Annotated in this window: 17 protein-coding genes; 3 read left to right on the forward strand and 14 right to left on the reverse strand. The window is 58.2% G+C overall.

Annotated elements, in window-relative coordinates:
• The first annotated feature begins 149 nt into the window (after positions 1-149).
• The gene (gene mnmH, locus ACR0NE_RS10860; RefSeq protein ID WP_170594846.1) at positions 150-1,202 is read left to right on the forward strand and encodes a tRNA 2-selenouridine(34) synthase MnmH; all 1,053 of its coding nucleotides are present in this window, start codon (positions 150-152) and stop codon (positions 1,200-1,202) included.
• On the opposite strand, the gene selD is transcribed toward mnmH, so the two are convergent.
• Genes selD through ACR0NE_RS10895 form a run of 7 tightly spaced genes read right to left on the reverse strand, consistent with a single transcriptional unit; the run spans position 1,193 to position 9,279 of the window.
• Positions 1,193-3,352 (reverse strand): selenide, water dikinase SelD, encoded by a 2,160-nt coding sequence (gene selD / locus ACR0NE_RS10865; protein WP_170594849.1) that lies wholly within the window; start codon positions 3,350-3,352, stop codon positions 1,193-1,195. The two genes, mnmH and selD, sit on opposite strands and share 10 nt — an antisense overlap.
• A 5-nt stretch (positions 3,353-3,357) precedes the next feature.
• Positions 3,358-3,744 carry a Na+/H+ antiporter subunit G gene (locus ACR0NE_RS10870; protein ID WP_170401276.1) on the reverse strand — a complete coding sequence of 129 codons (387 nt, stop codon included), beginning with the start codon at positions 3,742-3,744 and terminating at the stop codon, positions 3,358-3,360.
• A gap of 7 nt (positions 3,745-3,751) precedes the next feature.
• Complete coding sequence (locus ACR0NE_RS10875; RefSeq protein WP_170563653.1) at positions 3,752-4,021, reverse strand: K+/H+ antiporter subunit F; 270 nt, start codon at positions 4,019-4,021, stop codon at positions 3,752-3,754.
• Entirely contained in the window at positions 4,018-4,515 is a 498-nt protein-coding gene (locus ACR0NE_RS10880) for a Na+/H+ antiporter subunit E (protein ID WP_170392908.1), read from the reverse strand. The genes ACR0NE_RS10875 and ACR0NE_RS10880 overlap by 4 nt, the downstream gene beginning before the upstream one ends.
• Positions 4,515-6,053 (reverse strand): monovalent cation/H+ antiporter subunit D, encoded by a 1,539-nt coding sequence (locus tag ACR0NE_RS10885; RefSeq protein ID WP_170594852.1) that lies wholly within the window; start codon positions 6,051-6,053, stop codon positions 4,515-4,517. Before ACR0NE_RS10885 ends, ACR0NE_RS10880 begins: the two co-directional genes overlap by 1 nt.
• A complete protein-coding gene (locus ACR0NE_RS10890) occupies positions 6,050-6,409 on the reverse strand; it encodes a Na+/H+ antiporter subunit C (RefSeq protein WP_170391885.1) in 360 nt (119 codons plus the stop codon). Before ACR0NE_RS10890 ends, ACR0NE_RS10885 begins: the two co-directional genes overlap by 4 nt.
• Positions 6,409-9,279, reverse strand: a complete 2,871-nt coding sequence (locus tag ACR0NE_RS10895; protein WP_170594855.1) for a monovalent cation/H+ antiporter subunit A — start codon at positions 9,277-9,279, stop codon at positions 6,409-6,411. The genes ACR0NE_RS10890 and ACR0NE_RS10895 overlap by 1 nt, the downstream gene beginning before the upstream one ends.
• 220 nt (positions 9,280-9,499) lie before the next feature.
• Here ACR0NE_RS10895 and ACR0NE_RS10900 point away from each other — a divergent pair, with 220 nt between their 5' ends.
• Both ACR0NE_RS10900 and ACR0NE_RS10905 read left to right on the forward strand, forming a co-directional pair.
• Entirely contained in the window at positions 9,500-9,973 is a 474-nt protein-coding gene (locus ACR0NE_RS10900; RefSeq protein WP_170401273.1) for a rhodanese-like domain-containing protein, read from the forward strand.
• Positions 9,970-10,785: a prolyl oligopeptidase family serine peptidase gene (locus tag ACR0NE_RS10905; RefSeq protein WP_170594858.1), complete on the forward strand. Its 816-nt coding sequence runs from the start codon at positions 9,970-9,972 to the stop codon at positions 10,783-10,785. Before ACR0NE_RS10900 ends, ACR0NE_RS10905 begins: the two co-directional genes overlap by 4 nt.
• On the opposite strand, the gene mdoH is transcribed toward ACR0NE_RS10905, so the two are convergent.
• The 7 genes from mdoH to ACR0NE_RS10940 form a co-directional block, all read right to left on the reverse strand.
• A complete protein-coding gene (mdoH, locus tag ACR0NE_RS10910; protein ID WP_170563640.1) occupies positions 10,786-12,657 on the reverse strand; it encodes a glucans biosynthesis glucosyltransferase MdoH in 1,872 nt (623 codons plus the stop codon).
• Positions 12,654-14,153, reverse strand: a complete 1,500-nt coding sequence (locus ACR0NE_RS10915; protein ID WP_170594862.1) for a glucan biosynthesis protein G — start codon at positions 14,151-14,153, stop codon at positions 12,654-12,656. The genes mdoH and ACR0NE_RS10915 overlap by 4 nt, the downstream gene beginning before the upstream one ends.
• A complete protein-coding gene (locus ACR0NE_RS10920; protein WP_170594865.1) occupies positions 14,150-15,367 on the reverse strand; it encodes an OpgC family protein in 1,218 nt (405 codons plus the stop codon). Before ACR0NE_RS10920 ends, ACR0NE_RS10915 begins: the two co-directional genes overlap by 4 nt.
• A gap of 33 nt (positions 15,368-15,400) precedes the next feature.
• Positions 15,401-16,771, reverse strand: a complete 1,371-nt coding sequence (locus tag ACR0NE_RS10925) for a tetratricopeptide repeat protein (protein WP_170512182.1) — start codon at positions 16,769-16,771, stop codon at positions 15,401-15,403.
• Positions 16,772-16,951: 180 nt separating this feature from the next.
• Positions 16,952-18,136 carry a CoA transferase gene (locus ACR0NE_RS10930; protein ID WP_170594868.1) on the reverse strand — a complete coding sequence of 395 codons (1,185 nt, stop codon included), beginning with the start codon at positions 18,134-18,136 and terminating at the stop codon, positions 16,952-16,954.
• Entirely contained in the window at positions 18,123-19,742 is a 1,620-nt protein-coding gene (locus ACR0NE_RS10935) for a thiamine pyrophosphate-binding protein (protein WP_170594870.1), read from the reverse strand. The genes ACR0NE_RS10930 and ACR0NE_RS10935 overlap by 14 nt, the downstream gene beginning before the upstream one ends.
• A gap of 79 nt (positions 19,743-19,821) precedes the next feature.
• A complete protein-coding gene (locus ACR0NE_RS10940; RefSeq protein ID WP_170594872.1) occupies positions 19,822-20,286 on the reverse strand; it encodes a DUF302 domain-containing protein in 465 nt (154 codons plus the stop codon).
• Positions 20,287-20,336: the final 50 nt, after the last annotated feature.

The raw sequence follows: 20,336 nt of genomic DNA on the forward strand, positions 1-20,336 counted from the left end.
GTGCGCACGTCCCATGCCATTAAGAAACCAGTATCGATGGTTCATTACCCAAGCGAAGATGGTTTGCAATGGCTGTTCCGTATTATGGTCTGGTACCTTCAACGGCGGCTTGGGTTTTCTTCCGGCACCATGCGGGATAGACCGTTGATATGGTTTTGAAAGTCTCCAGCCTGCAGCAATTCTACAACCACACGTTTGATACGATTATCGACGTGCGTAGCCCGGCTGAGTTCGCCGAAGACCATATGCCGGGCGCTATCAATCTGCCGGTTCTGAACAATGAAGAACGGGCACGGGTCGGTACCATCCACGTCCAGCAAAGCCCGTTTCTGGCCCGCAAGCTGGGTGCTGCGCTGGTGTTTCGCAACGCGGCAGGCCATATCGAGGATCACCTGAGCCATCATGAGGGCGACTGGAAGCCGCTGGTCTATTGCTGGCGTGGCGGGCAGCGATCAGGATCATTTACCTGGATGTTGCAACAAATCGGCTGGCGCGCCGAGGTGGTTGAAGGCGGCTATCGCAGCTATCGCCGACTGGTAAAGCAGTTCCTCTATGATGAAGTGTTGCCATATCGATTGGTCGCGCTGGATGGTTATACCGGGACGGCCAAGACAGACCTGTTGGGCCATCTAAAGGCGCAAGGCGCGCAAGTGCTGGACCTTGAAGGGCTGGCCAATCACCGAGGCTCATTGTTGGGCGAAATGCCGGGTGGGCAACCCAGTCAGAAAGCCTTTGAATCCGCGCTTGCCGCTTCCTTGGGCGAGCTGGATGCAGCGCGTCCGGTGGTTGTTGAAGCAGAATCATCCAAGATCGGAAACCTGATGCTCCCGCCCAGCCTGTGGTCGGCCTTGTGTTCTGCACCTCGCATCCAGATCACAGCACCGATTGCTGCGCGCACCGCGTATCTGGTGTCTGCCTACGATGACATTCTGTCGGATAGCGAACGGCTACGTGATCGATTGTCTCCACTGCGCATTCATCGCGGTCATGAGGTTGTGGATGGTTGGCTGGAATTGATCAATGCCGGCGACAAGCGTGGACTGACACAGGCATTGATGGAACAGCATTACGACCCGGCCTATGCCAAATCGCGTAAGGCGCAGCGTGCCGAAGTGATCGCGCAGATTGAGGCACCGTCACTTGATGATACCGGGCTGTCGGCGACGGTGGCTCGGATTAAGAATGTTCTGGATCAGCTTTGAACACGCAGGCCCGATGTAGCGTCGATGTGACCAATCAGGGCGGCAGGGTAACCGGCGGCGCGTAGTTCCGAGCATACTTGCTCGGCTTCGTTGGCATCGACGGCCGCCAAGAGACCTCCCGCAGTCTGAGGATCGAATAATAAATCCGCCTTGCCGCCGGTCGGAAGGCCTGGGGCGATGGCACGGTTGTCGGTGTAGATTGTAGATCGAATGCCCTGATCACTGAGCTCTGCCGCACCTTCCAGAGCTGGAATCGCGTCCAAAGACAGGGTTGCCCCGCAGCCAGATGCTTCGCATACCCCTTGCAGGTGACCCGCCAGACCAAAACCGGTGACATCCGTCATCGCATGGGCATTTTTCAGGATGCGGGACGCCTCACCCTGCGGCTGTATCATTTGCGCGAAAGCCGCCGCGACCCAAGCGCCTTCCGCCTTGCCCGCCATTTCGGCCGCCATCAAAACACCGCTGCCCAACGGCTTTGTCAGGATCAAAGCGTCATTAGGTTTTGCGCCACCCAGCGTGATCGGTTCAGCATCACAGAGCCCGGTCAGAGTGAACCCGATGGTCATTTCGTCACCCATTGAGCTATGGCCGCCGACGATCTCAGCCCCGGCTTGGTGCATGACGTCGCTGGCAATATGCATGATCTCAGCCAATGTGCGCTGCTGCAACTCAGCTGACATGCGCGGCAGGATGATCGTTGCTGTCGCAGCCTGCGGACGAGCGCCCATTGCCCAGATATCACCAAGCGCGTGGACAGCGGCGATGCGCGTCATCAGGGCGGGATCGTTGGTGAAGCTGCGTAAGTGATCCGATGTCATAACCTGTCGCGTGCCACCGGTTAGCAGCACCGCCGCATCGTCACCGGGCAGGGGTGTAATGTCGGGCCTGTCGAGCTGCGGCAACTCCTGCAGTGCGGCATGCAAAGCGCCTCGACCCACCTTTGCACCACACCCGCCGCACATTGGTTTTTCTCCCAACGCCTCTTGCAGCCCTGCTGCGTGATGACGCGGCAATGCGGTGGTGGGCATTTGGGGCAGTTCACGGAACCGGTTCATGAACTTCTGATCGATATGGTTTTTCCATTGCCACATGAGCGGCCCGCTGAATGATGTTCCCAAGCGCTCGGCCAGTGCGAATTTTCCACCCAGAGAGATGAGTTTCAGGTAATCCTTCTGCGGCATGTAGCGCCGCATTTTCCCAGACCCTAGCGCGGCGCGCAAATTGTCATACAGTATTGGTGCCTCGCGCACTGCGTAGACCCCTGCCTTGGGGCGCGGGTTCTCGGACAGATGGGCACAATCCCCGGCGGCGAAAATCGCCGGATCACTGGATTGCAGGGACGCGTTAACCTTGATGAAACCGTCATGCAGCGCGAGGCCGGTATTGGATATCCACTCATAGGGCCGCGCGCCTGCAGCACCGGTGATGAAATCGGCTGGTATCTGGCGACCGTCCGTTAGCTCGATTTCGCCCGCAGAAATCTTCTGGATTGATGTGTTTTCCAGAACTTCGATCCCCAGTTGCGCCATCGCCTGCCGGATGGTGGCGGATGCCTTCGGGACAGTCGCTGTCAGGGCTGTTGCACTGTCGATCAACGTAACCTGCGCTTCACGTCCTTTGGAACGCAGTGCATGGGCCATCGCCATGACTAGCTCTACTCCCGCAACGCCACCACCGATCACGGCGACCGCGGCGCGGCCCGTCCCTGAAAGATAGCTTTGCCACTGCGCGGCGAAGAGGCCGAGCGGCTTGGCCGGAACGGCATGCTCGGCGAATCCCGGCAATGCTGGCATATCCGAGGTGATCCCGACATTGACCGAGGCTACATCAAACGCCACCGGCGGGCGTCCGGGCACATGGATTTGGCGTGTGTCCGGGTCGATACCTTCAACTGCGCCCAGTATCACCCGCGTACCGGCAAAGCGGGCCAGACGCACCAAATCAATATCAAGCTCCCACCGCTGATAGTGACCAGCGACAAATCCTGGCAACATGCCCGAATAGGGTGCGGTGGGACCGGGGTTTATCACCGTAACCCGCGCGCCGGACAGTGGTTTCATACCCCATTTGCGCAGCAGTAGCGCGTGCGTGTGTCCTCCGCCTATCAGAACCAGATCGCGGGTTAGGGGCAGCAGAGGTTTGTGCATAGGTCTCAGTTCGTACTGTGGTCCGGGACGTCCTCGACCTGTTCGACCGCGTGGGTGGCCCAAAGCTCATCCTCGCCTGCGTCTGGTAGATCACTGGGTTTTTCATGGCGATGAATGTGCCATTTGGCAATGAAAAGGGCCGTGATCGGAGCCGTCAGGAACAGAAAGAGCGTGATCAACAACTCGTGCATCGACAGTTTGCCCTCAAGCAAAACCGAATGCGCGATCGAGGCTAGCAGGACGCCGCCCACGCCCAGCGTAGTTGCCTTGGTGGGTGCGTGTAGGCGGGACATGGGGTCTTTCAGCTTGATCATGCCGAATGATCCGACAAAGCCGAAAATGCCCGATACGATCAGGAAGAATGCGATGAGCAGTTCGAAGATAAAGGTCATGCCACGCTCATTCGATGATATTGCCACGCAGCATAAAGCGCGCATAAGCCACGGTTGAGACAAAGCCGAGCATGGCGATGATCATGGCGGATTCAAAGAAGATTTCGGTCTCGATACTCAAGCCGTAAAGGATAAGCAGAGCGATGGTGTTGATCACCATTGTATCTAGGGCCAGAACACGGGTACTGACACCGTCGGCTGTAATGATACGCCACAAGCACATCATGATCGCAGCGCCGAAGCAGGCAAAAGCAAAGTAGATCGCATAGGTGATCATTCGAAAATCTCCTTCAGGCGGCGCTCATAGCGTTGTTTGATCTGGTCGCGCACCTCTTCGGGGTTCGGTGCATCCAGACAATGAACCAGCAGGTAGTGCCCTTGTGCGGACAAATCGCAACTGACGGTGCCAGGGGTCATGGTGATGGTTCCGGCCAGAACTGTGATGGCCTCGGGCGTGCGCAGTTCCAGCGGGACGCTGACAAAGCTTGGCTGGCGGTCTGCATCGCGCTTGAACAGGATGATCCGGGCCACCGCGATATTGGCCATCACGATATCCCATAAGACTACCAACATGTATTCCGCCACCATCGGCCAATTGCGCAGTTTCGGGCGATCCGGCCAATAGGGCTGAGTGATAAACGGAATGATGATTCCCAATAGCAGGCCAAAGACCACCGAGTTCAAAGACCCGGTGTTTGCCAGAAACACCCACACCAGTGTAAGTAGCGCGGTCAGATGGGGATGCGGAAATATACGGTGCAGAAGCTTCATCATTCTTCCCCTCCCAGCACGGCCGAAATGTAATCTTCCGGCGCGAACAGTTGCACGGCCGTGTTGCTGGCATATTGCAACGCCGGACCTGCAAATAGCGTCAGCAGCACAAGTCCCAGAACCGCCCCGAACACCGAAGTAAAGGCGAGGCCCGGATAGGGCTCGGGCGCGGTTGGTAGGCCGGCTTCTTCGGTTGGCTCAGGCGTCACATTATGTTGGGCGTCGTGACTTTTCCAGAAGATCAGCGTTCCCGCGCGGGCCAGACCCACGATTGTGACGAACGACCCGATCAAGATCACGGCCCAGACCGCATTTGCATCGGGCGCGCCTCGTGAGGCGTCCAGTACCAGCAGCTTGCCCACAAAGCCCGATAGTGGCGGCATGCCAGCCATCGCGATGGCGCCGACAAAGAACAGGGCTGAGATCAGACCGGATTGCGGCATCGGCGTCGAAGGGGCTATGGCTCCGCCACGGCGCTCCATTACCATGTCCGCGACAAGGAACAGCAGGGCCGTCGCCAGCGTCGAATGGAAGATATAGTAGAGTGCTGCCGCCGTCGCGGCCTCGCTAAACAACGAGATCGCAATCAGCAATGTGCCCATCGATGCGATGGCGCAAAAGGCCACCATTCGCGCGATATGTTGCGAGCCCAGAATGCCAATAGCGCCAACGGCCAATGTCAGCAGCGCTGCAGGTTGTAGCCAACTACCGACTAGCCCTTCGGTTGCGGCTACATTGGGCCCAAAGACCAGCGTATAGACCCGCAGGATCGAATAAGCACCGACTTTGGTCATGATCGCGAACAGCGCCGCAACGGGCAGCGGCGCATTTGCGTAGCTTGCAGGAAGCCAGAAATGCAGTGGCAACACTGCGGCCTTGATACAGAAAACCAGTAATAGCAAGACTGCTCCAACCCGCAGCAAGGCGGTGTCTTCGGGTGGGATATCGGCCACGCGAACGGCCAGATCAGCCATGTTGAGCGTGCCGGTCACAGCATAAATCGTACCCAATGCAAACAGGAACAAGGTCGAGCCGAGCAGGTTATAGGCGACGTACTGAACACCGGCCTTCAACCGCACTGCGCCACCTGCATGCGTCATGAGGCCGTAAGAGGCAATCAGCAGGACCTCGAAAAACACAAAGAGGTTGAAGGCATCGCCGGTCAGAAAAGCACCGCAGACACCCATTAGCTGAAAATGGAGTAGAGCATGGAAGTGTTTGCCTCTCTCATCCCAGCCAGAGCCGATGGCATAAAGGACAACCGGCAGGGCCAGCAGGGCCGTCAACAACACCATCATGGCCGAAAGATTGTCCAACACCATCACGATGCCGAACGGTGCGGGCCAGTTGCCGAGCTCATAGACCTGAACCTCGCCACCCGATGCCTGGGCGGTAATGGTCAAGGCGATACCCAGCAATCCCACGACGCCGGCGACCGAGAAGATGCGTTGAAGGTCCAAATGATATCGCAACACCATAATGATAAACGGGGCCAGGATCGCGGGCAGGACGATCGGCGCGACGATCCAATGGTTCATGCGTCTTCTCCCGGCGCGTCCACGCTATCGCTTGCGCTCATATCGATATGGTCATCCTTCGAGGACAGATAGGCAGACAGCGAGATCATCACGATCACCGCCGTCATCCCGAATGAGATCACGATGGCCGTCAGCACCAGCGCCTGCGGCAGCGGGTCGGTATAGGGGACATCTTCATATTTGTTCAGAACGGCAGGTGCGTTCAGCGCCAGCCGCCCGGTGGCGAATAGGAACACGTTCACCGCATAGGTGATCAGGGACAGGCCCAGAATGACTGGGAATGTACGACGGCGCAGGATCAGAAATATCCCGGCGGCGGTCATGACGCCTACGGCAGAGGCTACGAGCGCTTCCATCAGGCCTGCTCCTTCTCGTTATCTTCATCCTGAGGGCTATCCCGCAGCGGGTTGATATCCATCGGGAATTCTTGTGCCATTCCCGGCTGCCACGCGAAGCGCGACAGGCTGTCGAGCGCCAGCATCACAGCGCCCAGTACCGCAAGGAAGACGCCGGTATCGAACAGAATCGCGGTGGCCCATTCGAATTCTTCTAGCGGGGGCCAGTGGATATAGCCGAAATCGCTGGTCAGGAACGGGCGTTCATTGAACCATGCACCCAGACCAGTGGCAGCGGCGATCAGAACGCCCCAACCGATAGTGCCGTGATAGTAGAACCGCTGCCGTTCAATCGCCCAGGTATAGCCGCTGGCCATATATTGCATCAGGAAGGCGATCGCGACGATGAGGCCTGCGATGAAGCCGCCGCCGGGCTGGTTGTGGCCTCGGAAGAAGATATAGGCCCCGACCATCAATGCGATGGGCATCATCACGCGGGTGACGACCACCATCATCAATGGGTGAGAGTCACCCGACTGCGGCCAATGTGGTTTACGGTTCAGCAGGTAACTGCGCACATTGGTGCTCAGCACTGCTTCGGTCAGGGCGTAGATGATCAGGGCTGCGATGCCCAGCACGATGATCTCGCCAAAGGTATCAAAACCCCGGAAGTCGACGAGGATCACGTTCACGACGTTGGTGCCACCGCCACCTTTGTACGAATTGGCCAGATGGAATTCCGAGATCGTTGGGAAAGCAAAATCCCGCATCATCAGCGCATAGATCAAAGCGCCTGAGCCGATCCCGGCAACCACCGAAATTGCCGCATCACGCCAACGCCGTGCCGCGCTGCTGTCCCAGGGTGTGTCGGTCGGCAGAAAGTTCAGCGACAACAACAGCAGGATCATCGTCACCACTTCGACCGAAATCTGTGTCAGCGCCAGATCGGGGGCAGAAAGGTAGTTGAATGCCATCGAAACGATCAGGCCAACCACCCCGATCAACACCAGTGACAGCAGACGGTTGCGGTGGAACCACATGATCGCCAGCGTCGCACCCACCAGACAGATCCAGCCGATGATCGGGATGACCTGAGCCTCAAGCGGTACGCGTGTTTCAACGCCAATGGTGCCGGTGGTGTAGGCGTAGTAGCCAAGCCCAACGACAAAAGCCACGAAGATGATCGCATACCGGCTGAGCACACCATTATGCAGCTCGTCCGTAATCCAGCGGCTGAGACGGGTCAGCGCGTCGATGATTGCCTCGAAGATCACCTTTGCCTCGGGCCGGGGCAGGGCGTTCCATATCTGGTCGCCGCGTTTGTGCAACGACAGCAGGAACAGGCCTCCCAGCGTCGCGACCACCGACATGTAAAGCGCAGGTGTAAAGCCGTGCCACAGTTTCAGCGAGTAATAAGGCAGCTTCTCGCCCCCGATCACCGCGCTGGAGACAACCGCGACAAGCGGGCCAACGATGGCTGCGGAATAAAGACCGATCAGGACAACCAGCACCACAAGGAACGCCGGCGCCAACCAAAGACCGACAGGCGGGTCATGCGGATGCGCGGGGTAATCGTCCCGCTCGGGCCCAAGGAAGACATGGCTGACAAAGCGAAAGGAGTAGGCCGCTGAAAATAGCGCAGCCAAAAGCGCCAAGCCGGGTACCAAGTAAGGCGAGTTAAGCCAAGTCGTGTGGACTGTCTCTTCCAGCATCATCTCTTTCGAGAGGAAACCATTCAGCGGTGGCAGACCGGCCATCGACAGGGCAGCGATGGTGCCGATAGTAAACGTGATCGGCATCAGATGCCGCAAACCACCCAGCCGTTTGACATCGCGTGTGCCGGTCTCGTGGTCCACGATCCCGGCGGTCATGAACAAGGCCGCCTTGAACGTCGCGTGGTTGATGATGTGGAAGACGGCTGCAACAGCAGCGATCGTCGTGCCAAAGCCCAGTAGCATCGTCACGAGACCCAGATGGGACACCGTCGAAAACGCCAACAGCGCCTTTAGGTCATCCTTGAACAGCGCAATCACGGCACCCAGCAGCATGGTGATCAAACCGGTAGTGGCGACGATGTAGAACCACGCATCCGTACCCGCCAGAACCGGCCACATCCGGGCCATAAGGAACAGGCCTGCCTTCACCATTGTGGCCGAGTGCAGATAGGCCGACACCGGCGTCGGTGCCGCCATCGCGTGCGGCAGCCAGAAATGGAACGGGAATTGCGCCGATTTGGTGAAACAGCCAAGCAAGATCAGGATCAGCGCAGGAAGGTAGTAGGGCGAGGACTGGATCAGCTCTTTGTTCTGCAGAATGACACTCAGGTCATAAGATCCCACGATATTGCCGAGTATAAGCATCCCTGCGATCATCGCAAGCCCGCCCGAGCCGGTCACGGCCAAAGCCATACGCGCGCCTTGACGACCCTCGGGCAGGTGCTTCCAATAACCAATCAGCAAGAATGAACTGAGCGACGTAAGTTCCCAGAATATTAGCAGAAGCAGGATATTGTCGGACAGAACAATTCCCACCATCGCGCCCTGAAACAGCAGCAGATAGGTATAGAACTGCCCCATCGGATCCTCGCGCGACAAGTAGAATCGTGCGTAGAGGATGATCAGAAGACCGATGCCCAGGATCAGCAGGGCGAACAAAAAACCCAGGCCGTCCAGCATGAAGTTCGCGTTTAGTCCAAGCCCGGGTATCCAGTCGAACCGCGCGGTCACAACATCACCGCGCATGACGTTGGGAATGTGTATCAGCAATCCCATCAACGCGAGGAAGGTGGTCAACCCAGCCGCTGATGCTGCTGCGTTTCGTCCTGCCCGGATCAGGAGGGCCGGAAAGACAGCTCCGAGGAAGGGAAGGGCCGCGATAAGGAATAGGGACAAGTGCGATACTCCGGTCTGTGCGGTCAATATGACTGAATTACTAGGGATAATTTATTGACTGTCCGGAAATTGCAAGGTTCCGAAAGGTCCTAAAGCGCACATATTGGACGTGATCCACCTGTGTAACTATGACGCGAACTTGATCTGAGGGTTGGATTTCCTGAAAGCGTCGCGAATTGCCATATGATAATACCGATCTGACAATGCAGGAGAGTGCCGCATGGCAGAAGGGAAACGCCGAACCCGCAGATGGGTCCTATTGGGCGGAGGGGCCGCCATTGCAGCGGGTTTCGCAATCCGCGAATACCGTCTGATCCCGCAGGCCTATGCTGGTGGTCAGATTGCGGCGGCCACAGCCCATCAACAGGCTCTCGACGGCGCGATCCATCTTATCGATATCCGAACCCCACGCGAATGGCGGGCGACCGGGGTCGCCGAAGCAGCCCATCCGCTCGACATGCGCCGTGAGGATTTCGTGCAGGCCTTGGACCACCTGCTCGGGGGGGACCGATCTGCACCTGTCGCACTGATCTGTGCACGCGGGGTGCGCTCGGCCCGATTAAGCAATCGACTGACCGAGGCTGGATTTACCAATATCATCGACGTGCCCGAGGGCATGCTGGGTTCGGCGGCCGGGCCCGGTTGGGTGCGGGCTGGGTTGCCTGTCAACGATTATGAAGAGGAAACGGGATGAGTGTCAGACACTGGTTGGCCGCGTGCTTTGTTTTTGCCGGGCAACCCGGCCTTGCGGCTTGTGGCGATACCGAGGGGATGTGCGAAACCGCATCAGGCGGATATCACATCGAACTGCCGAAAGCGGAGAACCCTCCGCTGGTTGTGTTCCTGCACGGCTATGGTGGCAGCGCCACCGGTACGCTCAAGAACCGATCCATGGTCGAGCCACTGCTGGCGCGCGGCTACGCGGTGATGGCACCGAAAGGGTCCGAGAGAAACGGCCGAAAAAGCTGGAACTTCTTTCCCGGTTGGGAAGGTCGGGATGAACCCGCGTTTCTTCGTGAAGTAGTGCAGGACGCTGCCGACCGGTTTGATATCGACCCGGATCGCGTGGTGCTGGGCGGCTTCTCGGCTGGCGCGTTCATGGTTTATTACCTCGCCTGCGCTGCGCCGGATTCATTTTCTGCTTATGTCCCGGTTTCAGGCGGGTTCTGGCGGCCACATCCCGAAAGCTGTGATGGTCCGGTGCGCATGTTCCACACCCATGGTTGGACGGACAATGTGGTGCCGCTGGAGGGCCGCCTTTTGGGCGGAGGCCGTTTCCACCAGGGCGATATCTTTGCCGGATTGGAAATCTGGCGGGTCGCCAATGAGTGTGCCGATACCAAGCCCAGCGGGTTTTCTACCACGGGCCAGTTTATGCGTCGCAACTGGATGGGATGTGCCGAAGGTAGCGCCTTGGAATTTGCTCTGTTCCCGGGCGGCCATACGGTGCCAAACGGCTGGGCTGATATGATGGTAGACTGGTACGAAGGCTTGCCCGGCGGGTGATCATTCCGCCGGTGTGATCACGCCTTTGCCTTCGATCAATCGCTTCAACTCATCGCGATAGCGCCGGGCCGAGCGTGTAATTGCAGGCTCACTGACATCTTCGCGCATACCAACCATACGGCGCGCGGTGCCTGCCGATACGCCGCTGAGCGCAGACAATGGGATCGCCAGTGCCAGGCTGATCGCAATCGGGGCCAGCCAGACCGAGACCAGACCGGCGAGGATGCCAACGCTAAGCGCGACGCCGATGATAGTCTCAAGGCTGTGGCATAGGATCAGCGTGCGCAGCCCGTAGCTGCCACCATCGCGCGCTTGCGGGGACCAGCCCTTTTGAATGCCCAACGCGGTGCGGAACACTGCAATCATCTGCTGCACCATAAGTATAGGGGCATAGAGGATCGACAGGATGACTTCGGACAGAAATGAAGTGAAGAATTTCCGCGTTCCGCCGAAATCGGAATAGCGCACACCGCTGAGGGGCAGAGCAGCGACGCCCAAAACCTTGGGTGCCAATAGCATCGCATACATCACCAGAATGATCAGCACATGGCGTGTTTCGGACATTTCTGGCCATTGCGGGAACAGCGGATTGTCCGGGCTGAAGTAATGCAGAACCGAGGCGTCCTTGCCCTGACCGATCAAGGCCCACATCACCAAAAGTGCGAACCATAGCGGCGACATCAGATATCCGACCGCTCCGTGGAACATATGGAACCGCGAGACTGCGCGGAAGCCGGTCGAACCCAGCAGTTTCAGGTGCTGCAGATTGCCCTGACACCAGCGGCGATCGCGCATTGCGTGGTCAATGAGGGTGGGGGGCGTTTCCTCATATGATCCGCGTATGCGCGGCAGAAAGCGCACGGCCCATCCTGCGCGGCGCAGCAATCCGGCCTCGACGAAATCGTGGCTCATGATCAGCTTGTCTTGTCCGTTGAGCGACCGCAACTTGGGCAGACCTGCGCTAGAAGCAAATGCACAGGTGCGAATGATGGCGTTGTGGCCCCAATAATTGCCTTCTTGCCCGCACCAGCGCGCGAGGCCTTCGGCAAAGGCAATACCATAGACGCCGTTGGCAAACTGCTGCATCCGGGCAAAGACCGATTGCGCGCCAATCAGCTGCGGATAGCTTTGGATCAGGCCTGCGCCGGGATCGCGCGCCAGCGCATCGGTCAGGCGCGAGATCGCGCGACCCGTCATCAGGCTGTCGGCATCCAGCACCAACATCGCATCCCAGTCCGCGCCCCAGCGGCTTACCCAATCGGCAATATTGCCGACCTTGCGATCCGTATTCTGGGGGCGGCGGCGGTAATAGAGTTCAAGCCCCGGTGCCAGCGTGGTCCGTAGCGCCTCGACACTGGCCTGTTCCTGCGCGGCGATCTCGGGGTCGCGCGTGTCGGATAAAATGAACATGGCATAGTGGTGCTGACCACCGCGTTTCTGCAGGTCTTCCAGCATCGTGCGGGCGTTGCCGAGCACGTTCCACGGCACCTCGTTATAGACAGGCGTCAAAAGCGCCACGCGCAACGGTTGCGAGCGTCCTTCACGCTTTGGCTGCTCTTGCCGGGACAGCGAGACCATGCCCAGCAGCACGGTGCAGACCGTGAAGGAAATCCAGAAGAAATTGAACGAGATTAGCGTCAGCAGGATACCTTCGACCAGATTAATCCCTTCGGCGCTGAACCAGTCGGACATGACCCAGAGCAGACCCAAAGCCGCCGCCATGGCAGGTGAGAAGACCAGCGCACGCCAGAACCCGACGGAGGGAATTCGACCCCCGGCAGGTACCTGCGCATCGCGGAATCCCTGCGCAAAGTTCTGCGCTGGCATCGCTAGAGGGGCCTCGGGCGGCATGATATGAAGATCGCGGTTCATATGGTCCAACGGTAAAGCCAGACTTCAGAGGCTGGTTGTTTGTCTTTCAGCAACTGCGCGCGCAGTTCCACGTGGTTGCGTTCGCCTGGTTCGAATGAGAACGCCAGCCGCAACCCGCCCGTGTCTGGGTTACGCTGCAGAACGCCTTCTGAAGTTTCGGCATGGGGCGAGTCGACAAACACCGTGATGGCCTCGGGATCGTCAAGCAGCTCACTGGCTTCGAAATCAATCACAGCTAAACGGCCCTCGCCGAATGTGTTGTCGCCCATCGCGGTGTTGATCACGCGGGCCATAGGGGTGTGCTGCGGTTCCTCGCCCCAGATCAGGCGATAGGACAGATCAATCTGGCTGCCTGCGGTGTAGGGTTCCATCGGGCGCCAATAGGCGACGATGTTGTCATAAATCTCCTGATCCGCTGGGATTTCGACAAGCGTGACGGTGCCTTTACCCCAGTCTTCGCTGGGTTCGACCCACAAGCTTGGGCGTTTGTGATAATTGGCTTCAAGATCCGCATAGTCCGAGAACTTGCGCTTGCGTTGCATCAGACCAAAGCCGCGAGGGTTTGTGTCGACAAAAGACGAGATCTGCAGGCGAGTCGGGTTCGCAAGCGGGCGCCACAGAACCTCTCCTGCGCCGTTGCGGATCATCAACCCGTCACTGTCGTGCACTGCGGGGCGAAAATCATCGAAACGGCTGTGATTGGTCTGATCGAACAGGAACATAGATGTGCCGGGCGCGATGCCGACATGGGGCAGTTCGGTACGTGGGAACAGGGTGGCTTCAATATCCATCACGCAATCTGAACCGGCGGTAACGTGGAAGCGGTAGGCCCCTGTAACGCTGGGGCTGTCCATGAGCGCATGAACGACCATGTTACGTTGATCCGGTTCTGGACGCTCCAACCAGAAACGAATGAATTCGGGGAATTCCTCGCCATCTGGATCGCCGGTCTTCAAGGCGAGCCCTCTGGCCGAAAGGCCATAGACTTCGTGCAAACCGATGGCGCGGAAATAGCTGGCCCCTTGCCAAACGCAGAACTCGTCTGTCTCGCCAGGGCGGTGCATCTCAGTACGCAGGCGTAGACCTGAAAAGCCCAGCGTGTCGTCAATGGGCAGCTCAGGTACGTCTTCAGACTTGTCGAACATGGCCAGATCAAAGGCGACCGGCTTGGTCATACCGTCCTCGACGGTCGATACTTTCACTGTGCGTGGAAAATACAGGCCCGGCGTGAAAAAATCGACGTTGAAGGGCGTCTCGGTCTCGTACCAGAGCGCGCGATCCAGCCGGAACCGGATTGAACGGTATTGCTGATACGTCAGGTCCTGCCACTCCTGCGGAACCATCTCACGCTCGGCATAATCACGGCTGGCCAGGTCGCGGGCCATTGCGATGACGTCGTCTCGGCTGAACGGGGTCTCTCCACCTGTGGCATATGCCGCTGGGGCGAAGGCCAGAGCGGTTGATGAGGCGAGAAAAGCGCGACGTGTAAAGTTCATTTCTTTGATTTCCAAGGTTGTGACTTGAACCAGGCGGCCAGATAAGCCACGCCGATGATCATGGCAAAGCCAATCATGTTGGCGATGAACACACTGGCAACATCCCGCCCACTCAGGTCCAGTCCGACGCCGATAAGTCGTGCTGCTGCCATAGAAAATACGAACACCGCGAGCGATTGCTGACCCACTTTGGTGATGATGGTCAGCAGGAACTGCCAGACCTTTGCGGCTGCCCCATGACCGGTCGCTATCAGGCGACGGCCATGCTCACCGGCGATAACCCAACCCAGATAGGCAAGCGACAGAAAATGCAGATATCGGAATAGACCAAAGTCGGTCTTGTCGCGAAATTCTTTGGTCACTGGCCAGACCTTGCGAATCTCATCAGCCAGATCAGGGGCTGCTGCATTGATCCAAGTGAATACCTTCCACGAGCCGAACGGCATCGAGAAGATCAAAAACAATGCTGCCGCCCAGATCAGAGTTTTCGACACCGGCGGTGCTGGAATCCAACCTCGCATGAACGCAAAGCCGGTGAAGAACAGCAATTGCCACCCGAATGGGTTGAAGAACCACTGGCGCTCTGACCAGGGCTCGGCCGGCAGGTCAAGGTAGTCGAATTGTGCAACGAGCCAGATCGTGACCGAGGCCATGGCGACCGCCCAGAATCCGATACGATATAGCCCCATAAACAGGGGCATCATCGCCAGTACCACCAGATACATCGGTAGAATATCGAAGTAGTTCGGCACATAGGTCAGGGTGAACAGTCCGACGATCTGTGACGCCGGATCGTTGAAGAAATGCTGTAGATTGAGAGAGGAGATATAGTTTTTCTCGAACAGCCCACTCTGGTTCAGGGCCGCCATTGTCATCGCGACAAAGAAGAACAGGCAGATATGCGCCCAGTAGACCTGCCAGATGCGAAAGCTCACGCGTGCGGTGCCCATCCACCAGCCTTTGCGCATGAACGCCCCCCCAAAAGCAATTGCCGAAGCCATGCCTGAACAGAATACGAAGATCTCGGTTGCGTCCGAAAAGCCAAAGCGGGCAGGTATCCATTTGGCCCACGGATCGTTCGGAATATGGGCAATCAGGATGATGAACATCGCGATGCCGCGATAGAAATCCAACCGCGGATCGCGCGTAGCGGCGGGGGCGGCGACCTGAGACGCCACCGGAGCAAAATCAGAAGCGGGCGATGCGGTCGCCATACGGTTTCTGTCCTTCTTGGTCTTTTATTGTTGTTATTCGGCGGGGACGCTTTGTGCGTCGCCGCTGTCGCGTGCGGCCTCGATCAATTCTCGGCGGGCGAGGGCGTAATTGTCCTCTCCCCCGGCACGTTTGGCGCGGCGGTCGTCCAGGATGCGCTCGACAGCATCCAGGCGGCCAGCGCGCAGGCCGGAATCAATGGTGATGCGCTCGAATACATCACGTTGGGCGTGGCTGCCACCCGCCAGTTGCATCCCACCCCGGGCATTTGAAAGAAAATCAAAGGCTTGGCCGTAAAGGCCTTCTCCAAAGGCCTCAAGCCCCTTGGCGGCGGCAATGCCCGGGTCGGACATGCGGATCGGCGTGTCGCCCTGATTGCGCTGGGCGTCATTTTGAATACGCTGCAGCATATTTGCTGTAGCCTCCGAACGATTGTCCCCGGTCAATGCCAGCAAGTAGTGAAGATCGGCGAAGATCAAGCATCCGTCTTCGGTTCGTGCTGCGCTGAGATCGGCTAGTTCTTCCCAGCGGTTGCCAACATCAACGCCCTCAAGCTCTAGCCGGGACAGCAGCGAGGTTGCATTCGAGATATCGCGATAGTCGTCGGTTTTGTCCTGGCGGATGTGATGATCGTAAAGCGCCATAACTTGATCGACTTGCCCCAAATCCAGATGCATCAGCGCCTTGTGCCACCAGACATGATAGCGGAAATTGTTGCAATGCGCCCAAGCGTCCTCGCGTCCCGCGAGCCAGTCCAGTCCCAGCTGCGCGTTGCCCGTCATCTCGTGCACGTGCGCTACAGCGTGCAATCCCCAGGCGTCGTCCGAAACCATCCACAAGGCCTGACGACCGGCGATCTCGGCTTTCTCGTAGGCGCCGGTTTCCTCCAGCGCGAACGAGTGGCATCCCAGCAAGTATCCACGTCCGGCATGGTCGGGTTCATACGCTGGCATCACCCGTTCGATCGACCGACGCATCCCCGCCGCATCGCCCAGAACGAAACGCGTCGCATGGCTGAGCTTCATGGCCAAAGTATCCGTTGGGTGCGCTCGCAGAATCTCTTCAAATTTCTGAACGGCCTGTGATGGAAGGTCGGCCATATACAAACCCAGCGCCTCGACATATAGCCTTTCCCGGGCTGAAACTGGCTGACGCTCCATCGCTGCATTCGCGGCACTCAGCGCTTCGGCAGCGACCGCGATCATCTCACGCCGGCCCAGCAGAACCATGAACAGCCCTTTGACCGCATGGCCCAGCGCAAAGTCCGGCTCAAGCTCCAGAACCTTGCCGAGATGTTGCGGTGTGACAGCGGCATGCGCCATGAACCCAAGGAGAACACCATCCCATGCCTCGACGCTCGCGGGCTGGTTCAGGGTGTTCATCTGTCCAAAGACGTCTTGTTTCATACTCGAGTCCAATCTGATTGCGACGTTCTACACTGTTCGATGTAACAGAGTGTGCAGCCGGGTCGTAACAGTATCGACCCTGCTCTCGAATTGGTGAAATCCCGTGTGTGAGAAACGCGAAAAAAACCGCCGATTCAAGGGCATGTTTCAGCAACTTGCCGCCTAAACGGGCAGAGTGTTTCAATCTTCGAAGGGGTTTTCCGCGTTCAGAACAGCCTGTGTGTCAGCCCCACAGACCGGTGGTGCGCTGCGATATGTTACAGGCGTGCGTGACAGGTTCAGGGGATTCCCGATCAGTTGCACCTCGCCAGGCTCAGCTTGCATCGAGATCTGCATCTGGCGGGCAGCGACCTGATCCGAGGCAAAAACCCGATCGAGCGTCCGCACCGGGCCAACAGGGACTTTCAGGTCTTCAAGCCCCGCGATAACGCTGCCTGTATCCAGCGCCTGAACTGCCGGGCGCAGGATCGCATTCAACGCATCCCTATTTTCAAGACGGGCCGGGTTGGTGGCAAATCGGGGATCGTCGGCTAGCTCTGGCTTTTCGATGAAGCCGCAAAATCTTTTGAACTGACTGTCATTTCCAACGGCCAGAATCACGTGCCCATCCGCCGTCTGATAGACCTCGTAAGGCACAATATTGGGATGCCCGTTGCCGCGCCGCTGAGGCACTTCGCCCGAGGTCAGATAATTCACGCCTTCATTGATCAGCCAAGCGATCTGTGCATCCACCAGCGCCAGATCGATCTGCTGACCCTCGCCAGTCATGTCGCGATGACGCAGCGCAGCCAGAATACCAACGCAGGCATACATACCACACATCACGTCAGCAATTCCGACGCCTACTTTCATCGGCGCGCCTTCGGCGTCTCCGGTCAGAGACATGATCCCGCCATATCCTTGCGCCATTAGATCATATCCGGGCTTCGATGAGTTTGGGCCTGTCTGCCCGTAGCCTGAGATTGAACAATAGACGAGGTCGGGAAACTCATTGGACAAGGTGGCGTAGTCGAGCCCGTATTTCGCCAGTCCACCGGGCTTGAAATTCTCGATCAGTATATCAGCGTGCGAGGCTAGGCGTCGGACTTCTGCCTGTCCTTCGGGTGTTGCGATATCCAAGGCGACCGATTTCTTGTTGCGGTTGGAGGACATGAAATATGCGCTCAGGTCTGAGCGGTTGCCATCCGCATCCTCGGCGTAAGGAGGGCCCCATTGCCGCGTATCATCACCACCGGTCGCCGGGTTTTCGACTTTGATGACGGTAGCGCCAAGGTCGCCCAACAACTGCGTACAAGTGGGTCCTGCCAGAATGCGAGACAGGTCCAGTACCTTGACGCCTTTCAGCGGTCCTTCAGATGCGGCCATCATATCCTCCACGGTTAATTTCCGCAGCAATGACAGTGAACTTGTCTGCTTTCAACGCCTGATCCAATGCAGCCCGCAAATCGTTGCGGCTACGAACTGTGTGACCATAACCGCCGAATGCGCGGCCTAAAGCGGCAAAGTCATGGCGGTCAAAGTCCACTCCGCGATTGCCCATCTGGCGCTGGCGTTGTTTCAGTTCGATCAGCGCAAGGCTGGCATCGACAAAGACCAGAAAGATTGGGTTGCCACCCAATTCGGCGGCAGTCGACAGCTCTCCGGCAACCATCAGAAAGCCGGCATCGCCAGAAAAGCTGATCACGGGGCGATCCGGTTCGGCCAATTTCAGACCGATCGCCATCGGAACGGCACACCCCATGGTGCAGAGCGCCGAGGACTGGATCAACCCGCGTGCCTCCGAACACTCCCACATCTGACTGAGCAGAATACGATGCGCGCCGCTGTCGGCCGTGGCGAGGGTCTCGGGTGGCAGAACGGCACGAGTTTCTGCGATGATCGCCGCCGGTCCCCAGTCTTCATCTGTCGGAAAAGCATTCGCCAGCGCAGCCTTGACCTGTTCAGGCTCACCATTCGGCCAAGTCTTGCCGGCAGGGTTGCCCTTGGCAATGGCCTCAAGCGTTGCGCCGGTGTCGGCGACCAGATTTAGCCCAGCCTGATGCATGTAATGATCGTTCACCACGGCTGATATGTCGATCACGCGCTTGGTTTCTGGGTCCCAGATCTCGCGCCAGCCGGGGCGCATCTCGATAGGGTCATATCCCAAACACAGTACCAGATCAGCCTGTTCCACCAGCGGGACTAGGTGCTTATCGGCCAGCGGAGACAAACCCGCCCCGCCCAGGCAGAGTGGATGATCCTCGGGCACCACCCCCTTGGCCTTGTAGGTGGTGACAAAGGGGATGTTGAAATGCTCTAAAAATGCTCGCACCACACAGCGCGAGTCGTCGTAAAGAACATCAAGACCGATGATCGCCAAAGGTCGCTCAGCCTCGGCCACCCATCGGCGGGCCTTTTCCAGACATTCCGCGCCAGGCGCGACAGGAGCAACTTTTGCCAGTCGACGACGTTTAACCCCTGATACGCGCGTATCGGCCACCGAGATAGGCACATCGATGTGTACCGGGCCGGGGCGCGCTTGGTTGGCAAGCGATACCGCCTTGTCGGCGATGATATCGGCCCCGTCGGCCGTCAGCATAAAGCTGCCTTTGGTGATCGAGCGATAGACTTGCGCGTGATCCATCACTTGATGGGTGTAGGTCAACGCCTCATCCGCGTCGACGCATCCGGTCAGCACGATCATCGGCACCCGATCCTGCAGGGCGTTGGCGACCACATTGATCCCGTTCATCGCTCCGGGCCCGAGTGTGGCCACGAGGATTGCAGGTGCACCATCGCGATGGTGGACCGCTTCGGCCATGAAACCTGCTGAGTTTTCGTGTTTTGCAAGGTGGAAAGCAATGCCCGCGCTTTCCAGCGCATCCACCAATGTCAGAACCTCGCCGCCGGGCATTCCGAACGCATGGCGGCATCCGGCCTCGAAAAGGCGTTGTGCCAACAAATCCGCAGCGCGGGGAGACAGGTCCTGCATTAATCAAGCTCCGACAAAGTTATCTGTCAGCAGATTGCGGAGGACGCGTCCGGACGCAAGCAGGTTCACGTCAGTGTGACTATTTGACGGCGTTTTCCGCTACGGCCTGAAACTTTGCGTCCAATTCTATGGCAATCTCGCGCAGAGCGTCTCCGCCCTCGTCTGCGTAAGGGGCAAAGACGAAGCTTGGTGTCTTGTAAGAAAGGGTTGCAGTGCCGTCCTCGTTCTCGGTTACGTAGAAGCGGATGGGCGCTTCGATCATCGCGTTGGTCGAGGTTTCAAGAACACGAACCGCGTAATCGTTGTTGAATGCGCCAATCACCCGGTTGCCCGGAATGGTGATACCGCGCGAGGCCGCCGCTTTGGTCGGCCCGGCCTGTGTCACAACGATCAGGCCGTTTTCCTTTACCGCGGCCTTTGTGTCATCCACGAGGGTCTCATAGCTTTTTCCGCTGGAGTAAACCGCCCATCCAGTAAGAGGTTCGATGCCGTTGGCCCAAGCAGGCATCGCCAGCAGGCAGATCGCAGCCCAAAGCGCCCTCATGTTCTTTCCCCTCCTGTTGACTGGGGAATTGATGACAGAAAAGCGCTGAA

Source organism: Ruegeria sp. C9, from assembly GCF_056537585.1.

Bases quoted from the DNA above. Each gene is read 5' to 3' on its own strand.
- ACR0NE_RS10930 (WP_170594868.1), bottom strand. From the start codon at position 18,136: ATGGCCGCATCTGAAGGACCGCTGAAAGGCGTCAAGGTACTGGACCTG.
- ACR0NE_RS10890 (WP_170391885.1), bottom strand. From the start codon at position 6,409: ATGGAAGCGCTCGTAGCCTCTGCCGTAGGCGTCATGACCGCCGCCGGG.
- ACR0NE_RS10940 (WP_170594872.1), bottom strand. From the start codon at position 20,286: ATGAGGGCGCTTTGGGCTGCGATCTGCCTGCTGGCGATGCCTGCTTGG.
- ACR0NE_RS10870 (WP_170401276.1), bottom strand. From the start codon at position 3,744: ATGACCTTTATCTTCGAACTGCTCATCGCATTCTTCCTGATCGTATCG.
- ACR0NE_RS10935 (WP_170594870.1), bottom strand. From the start codon at position 19,742: ATGCAGGACCTGTCTCCCCGCGCTGCGGATTTGTTGGCACAACGCCTT.
- ACR0NE_RS10880 (WP_170392908.1), bottom strand. From the start codon at position 4,515: ATGAAGCTTCTGCACCGTATATTTCCGCATCCCCATCTGACCGCGCTA.
- mnmH (WP_170594846.1), top strand. From the start codon at position 150: ATGGTTTTGAAAGTCTCCAGCCTGCAGCAATTCTACAACCACACGTTT.
- selD (WP_170594849.1), bottom strand. From the start codon at position 3,352: ATGCACAAACCTCTGCTGCCCCTAACCCGCGATCTGGTTCTGATAGGC.
- ACR0NE_RS10905 (WP_170594858.1), top strand. From the start codon at position 9,970: ATGAGTGTCAGACACTGGTTGGCCGCGTGCTTTGTTTTTGCCGGGCAA.
- ACR0NE_RS10925 (WP_170512182.1), bottom strand. From the start codon at position 16,771: ATGAAACAAGACGTCTTTGGACAGATGAACACCCTGAACCAGCCCGCG.
- ACR0NE_RS10875 (WP_170563653.1), bottom strand. From the start codon at position 4,021: ATGATCACCTATGCGATCTACTTTGCTTTTGCCTGCTTCGGCGCTGCG.
- ACR0NE_RS10885 (WP_170594852.1), bottom strand. From the start codon at position 6,053: ATGAACCATTGGATCGTCGCGCCGATCGTCCTGCCCGCGATCCTGGCC.
- ACR0NE_RS10900 (WP_170401273.1), top strand. From the start codon at position 9,500: ATGGCAGAAGGGAAACGCCGAACCCGCAGATGGGTCCTATTGGGCGGA.
- mdoH (WP_170563640.1), bottom strand. From the start codon at position 12,657: ATGAACCGCGATCTTCATATCATGCCGCCCGAGGCCCCTCTAGCGATG.
- ACR0NE_RS10920 (WP_170594865.1), bottom strand. From the start codon at position 15,367: ATGGCGACCGCATCGCCCGCTTCTGATTTTGCTCCGGTGGCGTCTCAG.
- ACR0NE_RS10915 (WP_170594862.1), bottom strand. From the start codon at position 14,153: ATGAACTTTACACGTCGCGCTTTTCTCGCCTCATCAACCGCTCTGGCC.